At 61.5% G+C, this 18,781-nt stretch carries 18 protein-coding genes and 1 tRNA gene; 1 reads left to right on the forward strand and 18 read right to left on the reverse strand.

Annotated elements, in window-relative coordinates:
* Positions 1-34 precede the first annotated feature (34 nt).
* The 9 genes from ACJRW5_RS03600 to ACJRW5_RS03640 form a co-directional block, all read right to left on the reverse strand.
* Positions 35-391, reverse strand: coding sequence for a MerR family transcriptional regulator (locus tag ACJRW5_RS03600; RefSeq protein WP_013716019.1), 357 nt, complete (start codon positions 389-391; stop codon positions 35-37).
* Entirely contained in the window at positions 372-674 is a 303-nt protein-coding gene (gene ihfA, locus ACJRW5_RS03605) for an integration host factor subunit alpha (protein WP_003243414.1), read from the reverse strand. The genes ACJRW5_RS03600 and ihfA overlap by 20 nt, the downstream gene beginning before the upstream one ends.
* 3 nt (positions 675-677) lie before the next feature.
* Positions 678-3,056 (reverse strand): phenylalanine--tRNA ligase subunit beta, encoded by a 2,379-nt coding sequence (pheT, locus tag ACJRW5_RS03610; RefSeq protein ID WP_484569171.1) that lies wholly within the window; start codon positions 3,054-3,056, stop codon positions 678-680.
* A 49-nt stretch (positions 3,057-3,105) separates the two neighbouring features.
* Entirely contained in the window at positions 3,106-4,122 is a 1,017-nt protein-coding gene (gene pheS, locus ACJRW5_RS03615; RefSeq protein ID WP_484569172.1) for a phenylalanine--tRNA ligase subunit alpha, read from the reverse strand.
* A gap of 95 nt (positions 4,123-4,217) precedes the next feature.
* Positions 4,218-4,574, reverse strand: a complete 357-nt coding sequence (gene rplT / locus ACJRW5_RS03620) for a 50S ribosomal protein L20 (protein WP_003243409.1) — start codon at positions 4,572-4,574, stop codon at positions 4,218-4,220.
* Positions 4,575-4,603: 29 nt separating this feature from the next.
* Positions 4,604-4,798: a 50S ribosomal protein L35 gene (gene rpmI, locus ACJRW5_RS03625; RefSeq protein WP_003243407.1), complete on the reverse strand. Its 195-nt coding sequence runs from the start codon at positions 4,796-4,798 to the stop codon at positions 4,604-4,606.
* 59 nt (positions 4,799-4,857) lie between these two features.
* Complete coding sequence (gene infC / locus ACJRW5_RS03630; RefSeq protein WP_484569173.1) at positions 4,858-5,391, reverse strand: translation initiation factor IF-3; 534 nt, start codon at positions 5,389-5,391, stop codon at positions 4,858-4,860.
* Positions 5,392-5,408: 17 nt separating this feature from the next.
* On the reverse strand, positions 5,409-7,331 hold the full coding sequence (gene thrS, locus ACJRW5_RS03635; protein ID WP_484569174.1) for a threonine--tRNA ligase: 1,923 nt from the start codon (positions 7,329-7,331) through the stop codon (positions 5,409-5,411).
* Between the two features lie 276 nt (positions 7,332-7,607).
* A tRNA-Val gene (locus ACJRW5_RS03640) sits at positions 7,608-7,684 on the reverse strand.
* A 184-nt stretch (positions 7,685-7,868) separates the two neighbouring features.
* On the opposite strand from ACJRW5_RS03640, the gene ACJRW5_RS03645 reads away from it, so the two are divergent.
* Entirely contained in the window at positions 7,869-9,152 is a 1,284-nt protein-coding gene (locus ACJRW5_RS03645) for an NAD(P)/FAD-dependent oxidoreductase (RefSeq protein WP_484569175.1), read from the forward strand.
* Between the two features lie 49 nt (positions 9,153-9,201).
* On the opposite strand, the gene ACJRW5_RS03650 is transcribed toward ACJRW5_RS03645, so the two are convergent.
* The 9 genes from ACJRW5_RS03650 to pqqB form a co-directional block, all read right to left on the reverse strand.
* Complete coding sequence (locus ACJRW5_RS03650) at positions 9,202-10,083, reverse strand: PA2778 family cysteine peptidase (protein WP_484569176.1); 882 nt, start codon at positions 10,081-10,083, stop codon at positions 9,202-9,204.
* A 56-nt stretch (positions 10,084-10,139) separates the two neighbouring features.
* Positions 10,140-10,547 carry a PA2779 family protein gene (locus ACJRW5_RS03655; RefSeq protein WP_484569177.1) on the reverse strand — a complete coding sequence of 136 codons (408 nt, stop codon included), beginning with the start codon at positions 10,545-10,547 and terminating at the stop codon, positions 10,140-10,142.
* Between the two features lie 80 nt (positions 10,548-10,627).
* Positions 10,628-12,352: a hybrid sensor histidine kinase/response regulator gene (locus ACJRW5_RS03660; RefSeq protein ID WP_484569178.1), complete on the reverse strand. Its 1,725-nt coding sequence runs from the start codon at positions 12,350-12,352 to the stop codon at positions 10,628-10,630.
* Complete coding sequence (gene ercA, locus ACJRW5_RS03665) at positions 12,336-13,499, reverse strand: alcohol dehydrogenase-like regulatory protein ErcA (protein ID WP_484569179.1); 1,164 nt, start codon at positions 13,497-13,499, stop codon at positions 12,336-12,338. Before ercA ends, ACJRW5_RS03660 begins: the two co-directional genes overlap by 17 nt.
* 76 nt (positions 13,500-13,575) lie before the next feature.
* Positions 13,576-15,522, reverse strand: coding sequence for a S9 family peptidase (locus tag ACJRW5_RS03670; protein ID WP_484569180.1), 1,947 nt, complete (start codon positions 15,520-15,522; stop codon positions 13,576-13,578).
* Positions 15,510-16,664 (reverse strand): pyrroloquinoline quinone biosynthesis protein PqqE, encoded by a 1,155-nt coding sequence (gene pqqE, locus ACJRW5_RS03675; protein WP_484569181.1) that lies wholly within the window; start codon positions 16,662-16,664, stop codon positions 15,510-15,512. Before pqqE ends, ACJRW5_RS03670 begins: the two co-directional genes overlap by 13 nt.
* Positions 16,636-16,917, reverse strand: coding sequence for a pyrroloquinoline quinone biosynthesis peptide chaperone PqqD (pqqD, locus tag ACJRW5_RS03680; RefSeq protein WP_484569182.1), 282 nt, complete (start codon positions 16,915-16,917; stop codon positions 16,636-16,638). The genes pqqE and pqqD overlap by 29 nt, the downstream gene beginning before the upstream one ends.
* Positions 16,918-17,017: 100 nt before the next feature.
* Positions 17,018-17,770 (reverse strand): pyrroloquinoline-quinone synthase PqqC, encoded by a 753-nt coding sequence (gene pqqC, locus ACJRW5_RS03685; protein ID WP_484569183.1) that lies wholly within the window; start codon positions 17,768-17,770, stop codon positions 17,018-17,020.
* Between the two features lie 87 nt (positions 17,771-17,857).
* Positions 17,858-18,772: a pyrroloquinoline quinone biosynthesis protein PqqB gene (gene pqqB / locus ACJRW5_RS03690; protein ID WP_484569184.1), complete on the reverse strand. Its 915-nt coding sequence runs from the start codon at positions 18,770-18,772 to the stop codon at positions 17,858-17,860.
* Between the last annotated feature and the right edge of the window lie 9 nt (positions 18,773-18,781).

An 18,781-nucleotide genomic window follows, 5' to 3' on the forward strand; every position in this document is an offset into this window, starting at 1 on the left:
TAAGCTTTTGAAATAAGGCAACTTTTTCTTCGCCCTACTTCTTCAGAACGTGCAAAACGTCCTCAAGCTCCGCAATCATCTGCTTGATCAGTTGACGATATTGAGTCGTGTCATCTTTGGCTTCATCCCCAGAAAGACGCTGGCGTGCCCCACCGATGGTGAAGCCCTGATCGTACAGTAGCGCACGGATCTGACGGATCATCAGCACATCCTGACGCTGATAATAGCGGCGGTTGCCTCGCCGCTTTACCGGATTCAACTGCGGGAATTCCTGTTCCCAGTACCGCAACACATGGGGTTTGACCGCGCAGAGTTCGCTGACCTCACCAATGGTGAAGTAGCGTTTGCCGGGAATTGCCGGTAATTCGTCGTTATGACTTGGTTCCAGCATAGGCCTCGACCCTGGCTTTCAATTTTTGCCCTGGACGAAAAGTGACCACACGGCGAGCCGTGATTGGAATCTCTTCCCCTGTTTTCGGATTACGGCCAGGTCGCTGGCGCTTGTCGCGCAAGTCGAAATTGCCGAACCCGGACAGCTTGACCTGTTCGTTTAGCTCAAGAGCCTGGCGGATTTCTTCAAAAAACAGCTCCACCAGTTCCTTGGCTTCCCGTTTGTTCAGGCCGAGCTCTTCATACAGACGTTCCGCCATTTCAGCTTTCGTCAGAGCCCCCATACGCTACTTCCTTAACGTGGCGTTGAACCTTTGTTCGAGGCAGGTGAGGATATTTTGCGTAGTAGTACTCACCTCATCGTCATTAAGAGTGCGCGATGGATGCTGCCAGGTCAAGCCGACTGCCAGGCTTTTTCTATGCGGATCAATGCCTTTACCGTGATAGACGTCAAATAGCTTGAGGTCTGTCAGCCACTCACCCGCTGTCTCGCGGATAGCTGCCAGCACAACTTCAGCCGGCTGCTCACGATCGACCAGCAGCGCCAGGTCACGACGCACCTCAGGGAAGCGCGACAACTCGCTGAACGCCGGCATGCGACCAGTGGCCACTTCGGCCAGCAGCAGCTCGAAGAGGTAAACCGGCTGATCCAGGCCCAGGGTCTTGGCCAGTTCCGGGTGCAGCGCACCGAGGTAACCAACCAGGCGCCCTTCGCGCTCGACGCGGGCAGTCTGGCCCGGGTGCAGCGCCGGGTGCTCGCCCGGTAGGAAGGTGAATGCATCGGCCGCACCGGCGTAGCCCAGCAGCGCTTCGACATCGGCTTTTAGGTCATAGAAGTCGACGCCATCACGGCTGTTGGCCCAGCCTTCCGGCTGACGGCTGCCACTGATCACACCGGCGAGCATGGCTTCCTGCTTCAGGCCCTCGAGCTGGCCGACGAAGCGCAAGCCGCTCTCGAACAGGCGCACGCGGGTCTGCTGACGGTTGAGGTTGTGTTGCAGCGCCTTGATCAGGCCCGGCCACAGTGTGGAGCGCATGGCGGCCATGTCCGAGGAGATCGGGTTGGCCAGCTGCAGCGGCTCTACGCCCGGCGCGAACAGTTCGAACAGTTTCGGATCGATGAAGCTGTAGGTGATCGCTTCCTGATAACCACGGGCCACCAGCAGGCGACGCAGCGCCGGCAGTTCGGCACGGGCTTCGGCACGGGTCTGCGGTGCCAGGCGCGCTTGCGGGTAACGAACCGGCAGGCGGTTGTAGCCGTACAGGCGACCCAGTTCTTCGATCAGATCGACTTCCAGGCTGATGTCGAAGCGGTGGCTCGGCACGCTGACCAGCCACTCGCCTTCGCCCTGAGCAGTGACGCCCAGGCCCAGACCACCGAGCAGACGCTCGACTTCCGCGGCATCCATGTCCAGGCCCAGCATCTGCTGGATACGCTCGGCGCGCAGGGTGACCGGTGCCACTTGCGGCAGGTCGGCAGCACTGGCCACTTCAACGACCGGACCGGCTTCGCCGCCGACGATGTCCAGCAGCAGCGCGGTGGCGCGCTCCATGGCATTGCGTGCCAGCTGCGAGTCGACGCCACGCTCGAAGCGGTGCGAGGAATCGGTGTGCAGGCCGTAGGAACGGGCCTTGCCGGCAATGGCGATGTTGTCGAAGAAGGCGCTTTCGAGGAACAGGTCGCGGGTCTTGTCGCTGACACCGCTGTGCTCGCCACCCATCACGCCGGCAATCGCCAGGGCGCGTTCGTGGTCGGCAATCACCAGGGTGTTGCTGCGCAGGGTGACTTCCTGGCCATCGAGCAGGACCAGCTTCTCGCCCTCCTCGGCCGGACGCACGCGAATGCCGCCCTTGATTTCGTCGAGGTCGAAGGCGTGCATCGGCTGGCCGAGTTCGAGCATCACGTAGTTGGTGACGTCGACGGCCGGATCGATGCTGCGCACGTCGGAGCGACGCAGGCGCTCGACCATCCACAGCGGGGTCGGACGCGACAGGTCGACATTGCGAATGACGCGCCCCAGGTAACGCGGGCAGGCCTTGCTGTCGAGCACTTCCACCGGGCGCACTTCATCATGCGCCGGGGTGATCGCTTCGATGGCTACCGGCGTCACGGCGGCGCCGTACATGGCACCGACTTCGCGGCCCAGGCCGGCGATGGACAGGCAGTCGCCACGGTTGGGGGTCAGGCCCAGTTCGATGCACACGTCATCGAGGCCCAGGTATTCGCGCAGGCTCTGGCCGACCGGTGCATCAGCGGCCAGCTCCATGATGCCGGCGTTTTCTTCGCTGATCTGCAGCTCGGAAGCCGAGCAGAGCATGCCGAAGGATTCCACGCCACGCAGCTTGGCCTTCTTGATCTTGAAGTCGCCCGGCAGCTCGGCGCCGACCATGGCGAAGGGAATGCGGATGCCGACGCGGGCGTTGGGCGCACCGCAGACCACCTGGAAGGTGTCCGCACCGTTGCTGACCTGGCAGACGCGCAGCTTGTCGGCGTCCGGGTGCTGCTCGGCGCTGACGATCTCGCCGACCACCACGCCACTAAAGGCACCGGCTACCGGCTGTACGGCGTCGACTTCGAGGCCGACCATGGACAGGCGGGCGACCAGATCGTCACGGCTGACTTCCGGGCTGACCCAGCTGCGCAGCCACTGTTCACTGAATTTCATACTGACTGTTCTCCTTAAACGAATTCGATACGTGCAATGCGGGCGGGCGCTAGCGGAATTGCGCCAGGAACCGCAGGTCGTTATCGAAGAACAGGCGCAGGTCATTGACGCCATAGCGCAGCATGGCCAGACGCTCGACACCCATGCCGAAGGCGAAGCCGGAGTACTTTTCCGGATCGATGCCGCTCATGCGCAGCACGTTCGGGTGCACCATGCCGCAGCCCATGACTTCCAGCCAGCCGGTCTGCTTGCACACGCGGCAGCCTTTGCCCGAGCACATCACGCACTGCATGTCGACTTCGGCCGAAGGCTCGGTGAAGGGGAAGAAGGACGGACGGAAACGCACGCCCAGCGGCTTCTCGAAGAACACGCGGAGGAATTCCTCGATGGTGCCCTTGAGGTCAGCGAAACTGATGCCCTCGTCGATCAGCAGGCCTTCGACCTGATGGAACATCGGCGAGTGGGTGATATCGGAGTCGCAGCGATAGACGCGGCCGGGGCAGACGATGCGGATCGGCGGCTGCTGCGATTCCATGGTGCGCACCTGAACCGGCGAGGTGTGGGTGCGCAGCAGCATATTCGCATTGAAGTAGAAGGTGTCATGCATCGCACGCGCCGGGTGGTGGCCGGGGATGTTGAGTGCTTCGAAGTTGTGGTAGTCGTCTTCGACTTCCGGCCCCTCGGCCACGTTGTAGCCGATATGGGTGAAGAACTGCTCGACGCGCTCCAGGGTGCGGGTCACCGGGTGCAGACCACCGGAGGCCTGACCGCGGCCCGGCAGGGTCACGTCGATACGCTCTGAAGCCAGCTTCTCGGCGAGCAGCGCTTGCTCAAGCACGGATTTGCGGGCGTTCAGGGCGTCTTGAACCTGATTTTTTGCGGCATTGATCAGGGCGCCGGCTTTTGGGCGCTCCTCTGCCGACAGTTTACCCAGGGTCTGCATCAGGGCAGTCAGTTCGCCCTTCTTGCCAAGGTACTGAACCCGGAGCTGCTCCAGGGCGTTGACATCTTCGCTTTGTTGCACGGCCTCGAGCGCTTGGGAGACCAATGCATCCAGATTTTCCATTTACAGACTCCAGATACGAAATAGGGGAAGAGCTTGAAGGCTCTTCCCCTATCTTTGACGTTGCCACCGGGCGAACCCGGTGATTGTCGGGGGACTTAAGCCAGAACGGCCTTAGCTTTCTCGACAATCGCAGCAAACGCCGCTTTTTCGTTCACTGCCAGATCAGCCAGAACCTTACGGTCGATTTCGATCGACGCTTTTTTCAGGCCAGCGATCAGACGGCTGTAGGACAGACCGTTGACGCGAGCACCAGCGTTGATACGAGCGATCCACAGTGCACGGAACTGACGCTTGCGCTGACGACGGTCACGGTAGGCGTATTGGCCTGCCTTGATCACCGCTTGCTTGGCAACACGGAACACGCGCGAACGAGCACCGTAGTAGCCTTTGGCGAGTTTCAGGATTTTTTTGTGACGAGCACGAGCGATAACGCCACGCTTAACACGAGCCATGAGTAATTACCTCTAAGTATCTTGACCGATTAACGAACGCGCAGCATGCGCTCGACTTTTGCGACGTCCGACGGACCGATCAGCGAGCTGCCACGCAGCTGGCGCTTACGCTTGGTGGACATCTTGGTCAGGATGTGGCTCTTGAAAGCGTGCTTGTGCTTGTAACCCGAAGCAGTCTTCAGGAAGCGCTTTGCAGCACCGCTCTTGGTTTTCATTTTTGGCATGTTTAGTACTCCGCATTCATTAACAACTGATAACCATCAGGCCTGCCGTGCCCGGGAGGTTATTTACGCTTCTTGGGAGCGATGACCATCATCAGCTGGCGTCCTTCCAGCTTAGGATGTTGTTCTACGGTGCCGAGCTCGATCAGGTCTTGTTCGACCCGCTTGAGCAGCTCCATACCCAACTCCTGGTGGGCCATCTCACGGCCGCGGAATCGAAGCGATACCTTGGCCTTGTCCCCATCTTCAAGGAAACGTATCAGGTTGCGTAGTTTTACCTGATAATCCCCTTCTTCCGTCCCTGGACGAAACTTGATCTCTTTGATCTGCTGCTGGTGCTGGTTCTTCTTGGCAATAGCAGCCTGCTTTTTCTTTTCGAACAGGTGCTTGCCGTAGTCCATGATGCGGCAAACCGGTGGTACCGCGTCAGCGGAGATTTCCACCAGATCCAGCTTGGCTTCCTCGGCAGCGCTCAACGCTTCATCGATGGAAACCACACCAATCTGCTGGCCGTCCGCGCCAATCAGACGAACTTCACGCGCGGTGATGTTCTCGTTGATCGGCGCCTTGGGGGCGGCCCGCTTGTCCTGTCTCATATCACGCTTAATAGTTCTTACTCCAAATCTTGGCGACCACGCCGGGAAACCGCTTGCTGCAACTGCGCGGCGAATTGCTCGAGAGGCATTGACCCCAGGTCGACGCCTTCGCGGGTGCGCACAGCAACGGATCGTGTCTCGACCTCCCGATCTCCAATGACCAGGAGATAGGGAACCTTGAGCAAGGTATGCTCGCGGATTTTAAAGCCGATCTTCTCGTTTCTCAAGTCAACCTTGGCACGAAAACCGCTTTGATTGAGAGTTTTCTCCGCTTCGCGGGCAAAATCGGCCTGTTTATCGGTGATATTCATGATCACCGCCTGGGTCGGCGCCAGCCAAGCCGGGAAAGAACCGGCATAGTGCTCGATCAGCATGCCAATGAAGCGCTCGAAGGAACCGAGGATAGCGCGGTGCAGCATGACCGGACGCTTGCGGTTGTTGTCTTCGGCGATATAGCTGGCATCCAGACGCTCGGGCAGGTTCGGATCGTATTGCAAGGTACCGCACTGCCAGTTACGACCCAGGCAGTCACGCAGAGTGAACTCGATTTTCGGGCCGTAGAAAGCGCCCTCGCCCGGCTGGTATTCCCACTCCAGGCCCGATTCGTTCAGCGCATCGGCCAGCGCGCCCTCGGCGCGATCCCACAACTCTTCAGAGCCGACACGCTTGGCCGGGCGCGTGGAGAGCTTCATGGCGATATCGCTGAAGCCGAAGTCCTTGTAGACATCCAGCGTCAGCTTGATGAAGTCGGCCGCTTCCTTCTTCACCTGCTCTTCGGTGCAGAAGATGTGCGCATCGTCCTGAACGAAGCCACGCACGCGCATGATGCCATGCAGCGCACCGGACGGTTCGTTACGGTGGCAGGCACCAAACTCGGCCAGACGCAGCGGCAGGTCACGGTAGGACTTCAGCCCCTGATTGAACACCTGCACGTGGCACGGGCAATTCATCGGCTTGACCGCATAGTCGCGGTTTTCCGAGGCCGTGGTGAACATGTTCTCGGCGTAGTTGGACCAGTGGCCGGAGCGCTCCCAGAGGATACGATCGACCACCTGCGGCGTCTTGATCTCCTGGTAGCCGTTCTCGCGCTGCACCTGACGCATGTACTGCTCGAGCACCTGATAAACAGTCCAGCCATTGGCGTGCCAGAACACCATGCCCGGCGCTTCTTCCTGCAGATGGAACAGATCCAGCTGCTTGCCGATGCGACGGTGATCGCGCTTCTCAGCCTCTTCAATGCGCTGGATGTAGGCAGCCAGCTGCTTCTTGTCCGCCCAGGCAGTACCGTAAACGCGCTGCAGTTGCTCGTTCTTCGAGTCGCCGCGCCAGTAGGCGCCGGAAATACGAGTCAGCTTGAAGGCCTTGAGGAAGCGGGTGTTCGGCACGTGAGGACCACGGCACATGTCGACGTATTCTTCGTGGTAGTACAGACCCATGGCCCGCTCATCCGGCATATCGTCGATCAGGCGCAGCTTGTAATCCTCGCCACGCGAGGTGAAGACATCGATGACCTCGGCACGCGGCGTCATCTTCTTGATGACGTCGTAGTCCTTGTCGATCAGCTCCTTCATGCGCTGCTCGATGGCCGCCATGTCTTCCGGGGTGAAAGGACGACCGATGGCGATGTCGTAGTAGAAGCCTTCGTCGATGACCGGGCCAATCACCATCTTGGCATCCGGGTACAGCTGCTTGACGGCATGGCCAACCAGGTGCGCGCAGGAGTGACGGATAATTTCCAGCCCTTCCTCGTCCTTCGGGGTGATGATCTGCAGTGTGGCGTCGTGTTCGATGATGTCGCAGGCATCGACCTGGCGACCATCGACCTTGCCAGCCAGGGTGGCCCTGGCCAGGCCCGAACCAATGGACTGCGCGACCTCCAGTACGGATACCGGATGATCGAATGAACGCTGACTGCCGTCGGGAAGAGTAATGATGGGCATGGCGCCTCCTCTCCTAGTGGTGACCCCTACCAAAGGTCACGTGGGTTGGGATGAGCCAGGAAGCGATTCGGCGGTATACCTGCCTAACGATGGCAGGAGCCCGAGGGCCAACCGGAACGAACCAGAGTCACTGGAAGTAAAGAGTGCGGATGCTTTCAGAAAGCCGAAGCCCTGACAAGCCGCCGCGAGCAACAAAGCAAACAAATGGCGATGCAGCACCCGTAAATTTCGGGCAATAAAAAAAAGGGGTCGCTCAGCGACCCCTTTTTATCGATTTGGTAGGCACAATTGGACTCGAACCAACGACCCCCACCATGTCAAGGTGGTGCTCTAACCAACTGAGCTATGTGCCTTCGATGGGTGCGCATTCTACGCAGATCTTTTCGGGCGTCAACAAGTTTTTTCGCTAACCTACTGAAATAGTCCAATTTTTTACGAGCAGAGGCATCGTTGAATATTTTGCACGGCCACTAGCCGGCCATTTTCAACTCAGGTAGCATCGGATCATTCGTAAAAAATAAAGAACAGAGGTTCAATATGGCGCACACGGCATATCCACAATCCTATTACGCCGCTTCTGCCAACAACGCCCCGCAACGCCCGGCACTACAGGGTGAGGTGGAGACCGATGTCTGCATCATCGGTGCAGGCTACACCGGCCTGTCCACTGCCCTGTTCCTGCTGGAGAATGGCTTTAAGGTCAGTATTGTCGAGGCGGCCAAGGTCGGTTTCGGCGCATCGGGCCGCAATGGTGGGCAGATCGTCAACAGTTACAGCCGTGACATCGATGTGATCGAGCGCAGCGTCGGCCCCAAGCAGGCGCAACTGCTCGGGCAGATGGCCTTCGAAGGCGGCCGCATCATCCGCGAACGCATCGCCAAGTACGATATCCAGTGCGACCTGAAGGACGGCGGCGTGTTCGCCGCACTGACCAGCAAGCAGATGGGCCATCTCGAATCGCAGAAGAAACTGTGGGAGCGCTACGGCCACACCCAGTTGGAGCTGCTGGATGCAGCGCGCATTCGCGAAGTCGTCGCCACTGACAACTATGTCGGCGGCATGCTGGACATGAGCGGCGGTCACATCCATCCCCTCAACCTGGCGCTGGGCGAAGCTGCTGCAGTGGAGTCGCTCGGTGGTGTGATCTACGAACAATCCCCCGCTACCCGCATCGAGCGCGGCGCCAACCCTGTCGTACATACGCCTGAAGGCCGCATCAAGGCCAAGTTCGTCGTGGTCGCAGGCAACGCTTACCTGGGCAACCTGGTGCCGGAACTGGCATCCAAATCGATGCCGTGCGGCACCCAGGTGATCACCACCGAGCCACTGTCCGATGAACTGGCGGCCAGCCTGCTGCCGCAGGATTACTGCGTCGAGGACTGCAACTACCTGCTCGACTATTACCGCCTGACCGGTGACAAGCGCCTGATCTATGGCGGCGGCGTGGTTTACGGTGCGCGTGACCCGGCCAATATCGAAGCGATCATCCGCCCGAAGATGCTCAAGACCTTCCCGCAACTCAAGGACGTGAAGATCGATTACGCCTGGACCGGCAACTTCCTGCTGACCCTGTCGCGCCTGCCGCAGGTCGGCCGTATCGGCGACAACATCTATTACTCCCAAGGCTGCAGTGGCCACGGCGTGACCTACACGCACCTGGCCGGCAAGGTCCTGGCCGAGGCGCTGCGCGGTCAGGCCGAACGCTTCGATGCCTTCGCCGGACTGCCACACTACCCCTTCCCCGGCGGTCGACTGTTCCAGGTGCCATTCAGTGCCATCGGCGCCTGGTACTACACGCTGCGCGACAAGCTCGGTGTCTGAGGACGCTCACTCATGAAAACGGCGCCTTCGGGCGCCGTTTTCGTTTGCATCATGGACAAGCCGGCAAGGCCTGACACTGCCCGGTCGAAGTGCTGACCTCGAGCGGAGCGGCGAAGCGCGCGTCCTCCGGCGCCAGGCGCCGGGCACAGGCCTGAGCCTGTTTCGCTTCGGTCGCACAACGCTGCTCACCCAACAGTTGGGACAGGTTGTACCAACCCGCAGCGAATCCGGGATCGCGCTTGAGACTCTCACGCAGCGCTTGCTCCGCGCCCTTGCGATCACCATCGGCATAACGACTGTTGCTCAGGGCGAACCAGGGCAATGCCTGCTCCGGCCAGGCCTCGGCCGCACGGCGATAAGCACGGCGTGCCGGCTGAGCGTTGCCGGTCTGCTCAAGATCATTGGCTGCCTGCATCCAGGTGTGCATGTCGGCCTGAGCCGGCAGCCGCTCCGGCGGCAACGTCAACACCGCCCAACGGCCGCCCCGCGCCCAGGTCTTGTCGAAGCTGGCGAAGCTGTCTTCGAGCCGGCGGGTAGTGGCCGAACGCAGGATCAGGGTGCGCTCACGGCGGTCGTAACCGACCACAACCGCGAAGTGCCACTGCGGATAGAAGTCGAATGCCAGGTTCTGCAACACCAGTACCGGGTTGCCCGCCGCAACCTCGGCCAGAATCGCATCCAGGTTCGGCTTCAGCGGGTAGACAAGCATCTCATGGCTGCGTGCAGCGGCGACCATCTCGACCTGCAGACTCCCCTCACGACTGGGTATGTAGACCTTGTCCTTGAGCGCGCCCGGCGTGGTCAGCACGCCGCGCTGGTTGAGCATGGTGGCCAACGCCGCAGGGCCGCACTGATAGGCGTCCTGCGGGAAGAAGGGAACATCGGTGAGTTCCACCCGCTCAGGCAGGCGCTGGGCCTCCGGTGACAACACCGGAGACCGAGCGCAGGCTGTGAGTAGAACGATCGATGCGATACAGCAGAGACGGATCAGCGATTGATGCATTTGACGAAACTGAAGATGTTGGTGGCGCACAGCATATCAGTGATGATGAAGATCACCAGAAACAACACAATGATGCCGACCACACCGGCACCGGCAGGCGCCTGATCGAGCTGCTGGTTGAACTGGGCCAGTTCGGCCGGCGTCAGGCTGGCAATACGCGACTCGACCTGTTCGCGCTCAACGCCCATGGCGACCAGTTTGTCCTTGACCTGCTGATCATCGAGCATGGCCATCAACTGCTGTTGGTCGACCTTATGCTGCTGTTCGGCGATCACCTCATGGGTGCCGATCATCGCGGCGTTCGCTGCTGGGATCTGCACTACCAGCAGCAGATGAAAGAGCGCGGTGACAGCAGCAAGGCGACGCATGACGCGGTTCATGGAAATTGTCATTGTGGTTATCTCCTGAGGGATGAGGTAGCCAATAGACAGCATCCGCTCCGCTCAGGTTCAGCCCGCCAGTCTGCCGCCGTTCACGCGTCCTGGAGAAGCTGGCTGAGCACCGCGCGCAGCTTGCCGGGTTTGACCGGCTTGTTCAGCAGTGGCGCCCCCAGCGCCTGCAACTCGCGGCGACAGGCATCGCTGCGGTCAGCGCTGATGATCAGCGCAGGAATCGGCCGGGCAAACACCTCGCGCAGCTGTTGAATGACCTCGCAGCCAAGCACGCCATGATCGAGATGGAAATCGGCCAGGATCACCTCCGGCGCCCTGCCCTGCAGCCGCTGCAAGGCCTCGGGCAAGTCGAGCGCGGTGACCACCTCGCAGCCCCACTGACCGAGCAACGCGGCCATGCTGTGCAGAATGTCCGCTTCGTTGTCGATCACCAGCAGGCGCCGTCCCGGCAGCGGATTACCCAGCGCAGGCTGCACGGTGTTCTGAGGTTGTCGTTGCGGCAGTTGCCGCGCCAACGGCACACGGATACTGAAGACTGAACCTCTACCGGGATGAGAGCGAACCTGCACCGGATAACCCAGCATCCGGGCGATGCGCTCGACGATGGCCAAACCGAGGCCAACACCCTTGCGATCGGTGGCGCAGCCGACTTCCAGTTGATTGAACTCGAGGAAAATCTTGTCCAGCTGGTCGGCAGCTATGCCGCGACCACTGTCCCATACCTGCAAGTCGACGAAGGCGCCACGGCGGCGCGCACCGAGCAGCACGCCACCGCTCTCGGTGTAGCGACAGGCGTTACTGAGAAAGTTGCGCAAAATACGCGTCAACAAGCGGAAGTCGGTGTGCACGGCACAATCGCAGCCACGCACGCGCAGGCGCAGACCGCTGGCCGAGGCCACGCCATCGAACTCTGACGCCAGCGGCGCCAGCAGTTCCTCCAGGCGATAGACATCGAGATCCGGTTTGATCGCAGCCTGATCCAGCTTGGAAATATCCAGCAGATCGGCAAGCAGATCCTCCGCCCCTTCCAGCGCCAGATGGCTGCGCTCCACCAGATTGTGCTCGGCACTCGGCAGCTCGCGCTCACGCAGCGTGGAAATCAGCAGGCGCGCGGCATTGAGCGGCTGCAGCAGATCGTGACTGGCGGCTGCCAGATACTTGTCTTTGCTGCGATTGGCCGCCTCAGCGGCGTCGCGCGCCTCGCGCAGGGCCTGCTCGATACGTTCTCGCTCTTCGATCTGCCGCTGCAGGTTGCGGTTGGATTCGAGCAGCTCGAAGGTACGTGCGGCGACGCGCTGTTCCAGTTCGTCATTGAGCAGCTGCAGGCGTTGCTGGGCCTGCTTGCGCTCGGTGATATCGGCGACGAAGCCCTCGAAAACCCCTTCACTCTCGGGTTTGAGCAACAGGTTCATCAACACGTCGATGGTGCTGCCATCGCGGCGACGCAGGCGCGTTTCGTAGCCCAGCAGCGCCCGCCCCTGACTCAAGCGCTGGCGAATCAACGTCAGTTCCTCGAAGCCGCCAACGAACAGGTGCCGAGCCAGATCGTCCGGCGCCCAGAGCACCTGCTGCGGATCGTCATAGCCAAGCATACGGGCCATCGCCGGATTGGCGGCCAGTACCCCGTCCTGCAGGCTGGCCTGGATGATGCCGTGCACCGCGTGCTCGAACAGCCATTTATAGCGATTGCGCTCGGCCTCCAACTCTTCCAGGCGCGCCAGCAGTTCCGGGTAATGGCTCTTGCGCGCCGACTGGCTGCTTAAGCCGAGCAGCCCAGCCAGCGCTTCGTCAGAGCGCCTCGCCATAGACCACCTCGACGTCACGCTGGGTCGACTCGCGCGGGTTGGTAAGGATGCACGGGTCGTCCATCGCATGGCTGGACAGGAACGGAATGTCGGAGGTGCCGACACCATGCAGCGCCAGAGTTTCGCGAAAGCCCACGGCATGCTTGAAGGCGATCAGGTGCTCGACCAGGCGCTGACGAATCTGCGCGTGATTCAGACCACGACAATCGATACCGAGGGTCTCGGCGATGACCTTGAAGCGTTCCGGCGCAGCGCTGTAGTTGAAAGCCACCACATGCTCGATCAGTACCGCATTGCACAGGCCGTGGGGCAGATCGAGAAAGCCGCCGAGGCTGTGACTCATGGCATGCACAGCGCCGAGAATGGCATTGGAAAATGCCAGACCGGCCTGCATGCTGCCGAGCATGATCTTCTCGCGCAGGGCGATGTCACCTGGATTGGCGATCATCTGCACCAGGTTGCCGTTGATCAGGCGCATGGCCTCCAGGGCATGCGGATCGGTCAGCGGGCCATGGCCGGTGGACACGAACGCTTCGATGGCATGCACCATGGCGTCGATGCCGGTGCAGGCACTGAGGAACGGGTCCATGCTCAGAGTCGTTTCCGGGTCGATCAGCGACACGTCCGGCACCACCGCCTTGCTGACGATGGAAAACTTCATGCGCTCCTGCTGGTTGGAAATGATCACGAACTGCGACACGTCAGCCGAGGTGCCGGCGGTGGTCGGGATCAGGATCAGCGGTGGGCTGGGTACGCGAATGGTATCGACACCCTCGAACTCGAGGATGCTGCGCCCGTGAGCGACGACGATGCCGATCCCTTTGGCGCAATCCATCGGGCTGCCGCCGCCAACGGCGACGATGGCGTTGCAACCCTCGCTGCGATAAACCTCGGCGCCCTCCATCACCTCTTCGACCCGGGGATTGGGCGACACCTTGGTGTACAGGCTGTAGGCGATGCCCTGAGCCTGCAGACTGGCCTCGACGTCACCAGCCCAACCAGCGGCAACGACACCAGGATCGGAGACGATCAGCACCTTACGCGCACCGAAAGTCTTGGCGTAGTTACCAACGTTGTGCCGGGAGCCGGCACCGAAGATGATCTCGGGGGAAACGAACTTGCGCAGCTGATTCAAATCGTGGCTCATACAACGGCCTGAAATTTCTTGTTATGGATGGCGATCAGCCTACTGCATTGCTGGGTTAATGCAATGCGACCAGAGTTCAGCCCAGCCCCTGGTAAAAGGCATGTTCGGCGCGCAAGGCCATGGCCAGATTGGCCGCCTGACGAAAACCGTGGCGTTCTTCGGCGAACAGGTGATATTCCACCGGCAAACCACGCTGACGCAGCGCTTCGACCATGCTTTCGGTCTGGCTCGGTACCACCACGGCATCCAGCCCGCCCTGGAAGAAAATTACCGGCACGCTGATCCGTTCAGCCTGCAACAAGGGTGTACGCGCCCGGTAACGCTCGGCATCGCGCTCCGGATCGCCGATCAGCCAGTCCAGATAATCCGCCTCGAACTTGTGCGTCAGCCGGCGCAGCGCCAGCGGGTCGCTGACGCCGTAGAGACTGGCGCCGCCGCGCAACTGCGGCAACTCGGCGAGCGCTCGCAATGCGCTAAAGCCGCCGGCGCTGCCACCGCGAACGAACACCCGCTGCGCATCGATGCGACCATCATCGGCCAGCGCGTCGACGGCGGCGCGAATGTCCTCGACCTCCAGCGCTCCCCATTCGCCAGCCAGCCGCAGACGATAGGCACGACCATAACCACTGCTGCCGCGATAATTGAGGTCGAGCACGGCGTAACCGCGCAGCGTCCAGAAGGCGATACGCGGATCGAACACCGGGTAGCAGGCAGAAGTCGGGCCACCGTGCAGGAAGATCACCAGGGGGGGGCGCTCTGCCGACGAAACGGGAGCGTAGAAGAAACCATGGCAATGCTCGCCCTCTCCCACGGTGCAACTGAATGGCTGGGGTCGGGCCAGTTGTGCTGCGAACAAAGGCTGCTCGCCGCCGGCGAGTATGCGCAATGCGCCATCGCGGCGGCGGATCGCCAACACGGCAGGCAAGCGATCCGGCGCAGCAGCGATGCAGTAGAAATATTCGCTGTCGGCAGCCAGGGAGCGGAAGCGGGTAAAATCTTCGGCCAGCCGCCGTTCGTAGGGTGCGCTGTGCGCACCAACGGTATCGGCATTCAAAGAATTGGTGCGCACGGCGCACCCTACGTCCTGCTCGAAACGGGTCAGCAGCAGCTCGTCATTTTCCAGCGCAAGATAGGTGCGAGCGCCCAATTGCCAGGGCGCCGGCGCATGATCGTAAGGCGCGGCATCGCACTCTGTGTCGGCATCAATGCATCTGGGCTGCCACCAACCTTCTTGGTCATCCAGCACCCACAGCCGGCCCTGCGCATCGAAACGCGGCTGCTGCAGAGATCGATCCCCCAGCTCACCTGACAGCAGCCGAGTGCGTTCACCGGACTCACGCAGACAAAGGCGCGTAGCGACCCAGGGCTGATGCGGGCGACTCCACTCGATCCAGGCCAGACGCTGGCCGGAGGGATCCGCCACCGGCGCAGCATAGAAATCGGCACCTTCGACCAGGACATCGTGCTTACCATTGAGGCCGATGCGCACCAGGCGATGCACCACCGCATCGCCTTCATGGCTTTCCTCGACTGCGAGCAGCGCCTGCCAGGCGGGCACGAAGGACAGGTCGCCGTAGCGGCATTTGCAGCGAGCCGTTAGCGCCTGGGGTTGATTGTTCGTAGGAGCGGCTGGGCGGCATTGCGCTTCAGCCGCGATTTCTCTTGAATCAGCAAGATTCGCGGCTGAAGCCGCTCCTACGGAAGAGGGGGTGACCAACAGATGGTAGATCTGCTGATCCCCTTCATTGACGAAGGCCACGCCCTGCTCTGTGGCACAGCAGGCGCCGCCACCATACTCGTAGACGCGGCTGCGCACGGAGAACCCCGGCGGGCTCAGTTCACGCACGTCGCCGTCGCGGCAAAAGAACAGCCCGCAACGCGCCTGCTGTGGGTCGAACGCTACCCACAGCACACCACCATGAGCAGCGTGTAGCTCGGCAAAATCGACACTGGCCGCTGCAGCCTGCTCGGCACTCCAGATCGCGTCAGGATCGGTGCGCACGGCGCACCCTACGCCTTGCATATGATCCGCGAGGCCTTGTCGTTGCGGTACTGCAACGCATCCATCCCCAGCGGCGCCTCATCGGCCTGCCGACGTGCAGCGAGAATCACCCCATGATGGGCCGACTTGCTGCACACCGGGTCGGCATTGCTGGCATCGCCGGTGAGCATGAAGGCCTGGCAACGACAGCCGCCGAAATCCTTGTGCTTCTCATCACAGCTGCGGCACGGCTCGGGCATCCAGTCGTCACCGCGAAAGCGGTTGAAGCCGAAGGAATGCCGCCAGATATGTTCCAGGCTGTGCTCGCGCACGTTCGGGAACTGCACCGGTAGCTGCCGCGCGCTGTGGCATGGCAGCGCGGTGCCGTCCGGCGTGATATCGAGGAACAGGTTGCCCCAACCGTTCATGCACGCCTTGGGGCGCTCCTCGTAGTAATCCGGGGTGACGAAGATCAGCTTGCAGGGGTGGTTATCGGCCGCCAGCTTGTCGCGCCACTGGTTGGTGATGCGCTCAGCGCGCTCCAGCTGCGCACGGGTCGGCAGCAAGCCTGCGCGGTTGAGCTCGGCCCAACCGTAGAACTGGCAGGTGGCGAGCTCGACGAAATCCGCCTCCAGCTCCAGGCACAGTTCGATGATACGTTCGATATTGTCGATGTTGTGCCGGTGGGTGACGAAATTGAGCACCATCGGGTAACCGTGGGCCTTGACCGCTCGGGCCATGGCCAGCTTCTGCGCGAAGGCCTTCTGCGAGCCGGCCAGCAGGTTGTTCACTTCCTCGTCGGCGGCCTGGAAGCTGATCTGGATATGGTCGAGCCCGGCATCGGCGAACTCGGCGATACGTGCTTCGGTCAGGCCGATACCGGAGGTGATCAGGTTAGTGTAGTAGCCCAAGCCGCGTGCGGCGGCGATCAGCTCCGCCAGGTCCTGGCGCACCAGCGGCTCGCCGCCGGAAAAACCCAGCTGCGCGGCGCCCAGCTCACGCGCCTGGCGAAACACTTCGATCCACTCGGTGGTCGACAGCTCGGCGCCCTGCTTGGCGAAATCCAGCGGGTTGGAGCAGTACGGGCACTGCAGCGGGCAACGATAAGTCAGCTCGGCCAGCAGCCACAGCGGTGGCCCCGGTTCATGACCTGCTTTAGCGAAGCTCGATCCAGAACTGAGCATGGGCCACCTCCATAAAGGCGAGGATGTCCTCGTCGATACCGGGTACATCGGGGAAGCGCTGGTGCAGATTATCGATGATCTCGGACACCGAGCGCTTGCCGTCGACCTGCTGAAGAATCTCTCCGGCGCTGTCGTTGAGCTTGATCATGCCTTCCGGATAAAGCAGCACATGGCAGCCCTGAGCCGGTTCGAACTGCAGGCGGAAACCGCGGCGGATGGCGGGTACGCTGGGTGGGAGGATGACAGCAGTCATTGTTCGGGCTCCTGACTGGTGCGCGCGGCGCACCCTACAAAGGGCGCGTCGAACGGAAATGCGGCCGTAGGGTGCGCCGTGCGCACCGCTCGCTCGATACTCATAAGACGATACCCCGATGCCAAGCGCGCTCGTTGGTCACGGTGTGATACGGCGGACGCTGCAGCTCGTAGGCCATGCTCATGGCGTCGAGCATGCTCCACAGCACGTCCAGCTTGAACTGCAGGATCTGCAGCATGCGCTCCTGCGCCTTACGGGTGCAGTAGTGTTCGAGAGTGATGCGCAGGCCGTGCTCGACATCGCGGCGCGCCTCTTTCAAACGCTTGCGGAAGTAGTCGTAGCCGGTGGCGTCGATCCACGGGTAATGCTGCGGCCAACTGTCCAGACGCGACTGATGAATCTGCGGGGCGAACAGCTCGGTCAGCGAACTGCTGGCCGCCTCCTGCCAACTGGCGCGGCGAGCGAAGTTGACGTAGGCATCGACGGCGAAACGCACGCCGGGTAGCACCAGCTCCTGCGACAGCACCTGTTCACGGTTCAGCCCGACAGATTCGGCCAGGCGCAGCCAGGCCTCGATGCCGCCCTCCTCGCCAGGCGCACCGTCGTGGTCGAGGATGCGCTGAACCCATTCGCGCCGCGTTTCGCGATCCGGGCAATTGGCCATGATCGCCGCATCCTTGAGCGGGATGTTCACCTGGTAATAGAAACGGTTGGCCACCCAACCCTGAATCTGCTCGCGCGTAGCGCGCCCTTCGTACATGGTGCGATGGAACGGGTGATGAATGTGGTACAGCGCACCCTTGGCGCGCAGCGCCTGCTCGAACTCGGCAGGGCTCATGGCAGGTTGGCTCATCAGTATCTCCGATGCAGGTTGCCGTAGGGTGCGCCGTGCGCACCTGCATTCTTTAAGGTGCGTACGGCCTGGGCGGCCTCGCACACCCTACAAAACGATGCTCATGCCATCGAAAGCGACCTCGATACCACGCGCGTCCAGTTCGGCACGCTCAGGCGAATCAAGATCGAGAATCGGGTTGGTATTGTTGATATGGATAAGGACCTTGCGCGCCGAAGGCAGGCCGTCGAGGACCTCGATCATGCCGCCAGGACCGCTCTGGCACAGATGGCCCATCTCGCTGCCGAGCTTGTCGCCCACCTCGCACACGCGCATTTCGTCGTCGCGCCACAGTGTCCCGTCTACCAGCAAACAATCGGCACGGCGCATCCAGCTCAGCAGGTGCTCGTCCACCTGGCCGAGGCCGGGGGCGTAGAACAGGCTGCGGCCACTGCGGGTGTCTTCGATGAACAGGCCAATGTTGTCGCCCGGATGCGGATTGCCGCGATGCGGCGAATACGGCGGCGCGCTGCTGCGCAGGGCGATCGCGGTAATGCGTAGCGCCGGGCAAGCTGGGATGCTGAAAGGTTTGGCGTCCAGTTCAATCAGCCGGCGCTGCAGGCCGCCATTCCAGTGACTGAGCATGTTGAACAGCGGAAATCCGGTGGTCAGGTCCTGATGGACCATCTCGGTACACCAGACCTGATGCGGGCAGCCTTCACGCAGGGTCAGCAGGCCGGTGCAATGGTCAATCTGGCTGTCGAGCAGAACGATGCCGGCGATAGCGGTATCACGCAGCTTGCGCGCCGGTTGCAGTGCCGGAAAGGCTTCGATCTGTGCGCGGATGTCCGGCGAGGCATTGCACAGAATCCACTGCTCGCCGTCGTCGGAGATGGCGATGGACGATTGCGTACGCGGTTGCGCCCGCAGGGTGCCGGCCCGCACGCCACGGCAGTTGCGGCAGTTGCAGTTCCACTGCGGAAAACCACCGCCAGCGGCGGAGCCGAGAATCTGGATATGCATGAGAGTCAC

It is taken from the genome of Pseudomonas pichavaramensis, from assembly GCF_050473265.1.
In the GTDB taxonomy this organism is placed as follows: Bacteria; Pseudomonadota; Gammaproteobacteria; order Pseudomonadales; family Pseudomonadaceae; genus Aquipseudomonas.

Bases quoted from the DNA above. Each gene is read 5' to 3' on its own strand.
- ACJRW5_RS03600 (WP_013716019.1), bottom strand. From the start codon at position 391: ATGCTGGAACCAAGTCATAACGACGAATTACCGGCAATTCCCGGCAAA.
- ihfA (WP_003243414.1), bottom strand. From the start codon at position 674: ATGGGGGCTCTGACGAAAGCTGAAATGGCGGAACGTCTGTATGAAGAG.
- rpmI (WP_003243407.1), bottom strand. From the start codon at position 4,798: ATGCCAAAAATGAAAACCAAGAGCGGTGCTGCAAAGCGCTTCCTGAAG.
- rplT (WP_003243409.1), bottom strand. From the start codon at position 4,574: ATGGCTCGTGTTAAGCGTGGCGTTATCGCTCGTGCTCGTCACAAAAAA.
- ACJRW5_RS03645 (WP_484569175.1), top strand. From the start codon at position 7,869: ATGGCGCACACGGCATATCCACAATCCTATTACGCCGCTTCTGCCAAC.
- ACJRW5_RS03670 (WP_484569180.1), bottom strand. From the start codon at position 15,522: ATGCAAGGCGTAGGGTGCGCCGTGCGCACCGATCCTGACGCGATCTGG.
- ACJRW5_RS03655 (WP_484569177.1), bottom strand. From the start codon at position 10,547: ATGACAATTTCCATGAACCGCGTCATGCGTCGCCTTGCTGCTGTCACC.
- pqqD (WP_484569182.1), bottom strand. From the start codon at position 16,917: ATGACTGCTGTCATCCTCCCACCCAGCGTACCCGCCATCCGCCGCGGT.
- infC (WP_484569173.1), bottom strand. From the start codon at position 5,391: ATGAGACAGGACAAGCGGGCCGCCCCCAAGGCGCCGATCAACGAGAAC.
- pheT (WP_484569171.1), bottom strand. From the start codon at position 3,056: ATGAAATTCAGTGAACAGTGGCTGCGCAGCTGGGTCAGCCCGGAAGTC.
- pqqC (WP_484569183.1), bottom strand. From the start codon at position 17,770: ATGAGCCAACCTGCCATGAGCCCTGCCGAGTTCGAGCAGGCGCTGCGC.
- pqqB (WP_484569184.1), bottom strand. From the start codon at position 18,772: ATGCATATCCAGATTCTCGGCTCCGCCGCTGGCGGTGGTTTTCCGCAG.
- pqqE (WP_484569181.1), bottom strand. From the start codon at position 16,664: ATGCTCAGTTCTGGATCGAGCTTCGCTAAAGCAGGTCATGAACCGGGG.
- thrS (WP_484569174.1), bottom strand. From the start codon at position 7,331: ATGCCCATCATTACTCTTCCCGACGGCAGTCAGCGTTCATTCGATCAT.
- ercA (WP_484569179.1), bottom strand. From the start codon at position 13,499: ATGAGCCACGATTTGAATCAGCTGCGCAAGTTCGTTTCCCCCGAGATC.
- ACJRW5_RS03660 (WP_484569178.1), bottom strand. From the start codon at position 12,352: ATGGCGAGGCGCTCTGACGAAGCGCTGGCTGGGCTGCTCGGCTTAAGC.
- pheS (WP_484569172.1), bottom strand. From the start codon at position 4,122: ATGGAAAATCTGGATGCATTGGTCTCCCAAGCGCTCGAGGCCGTGCAA.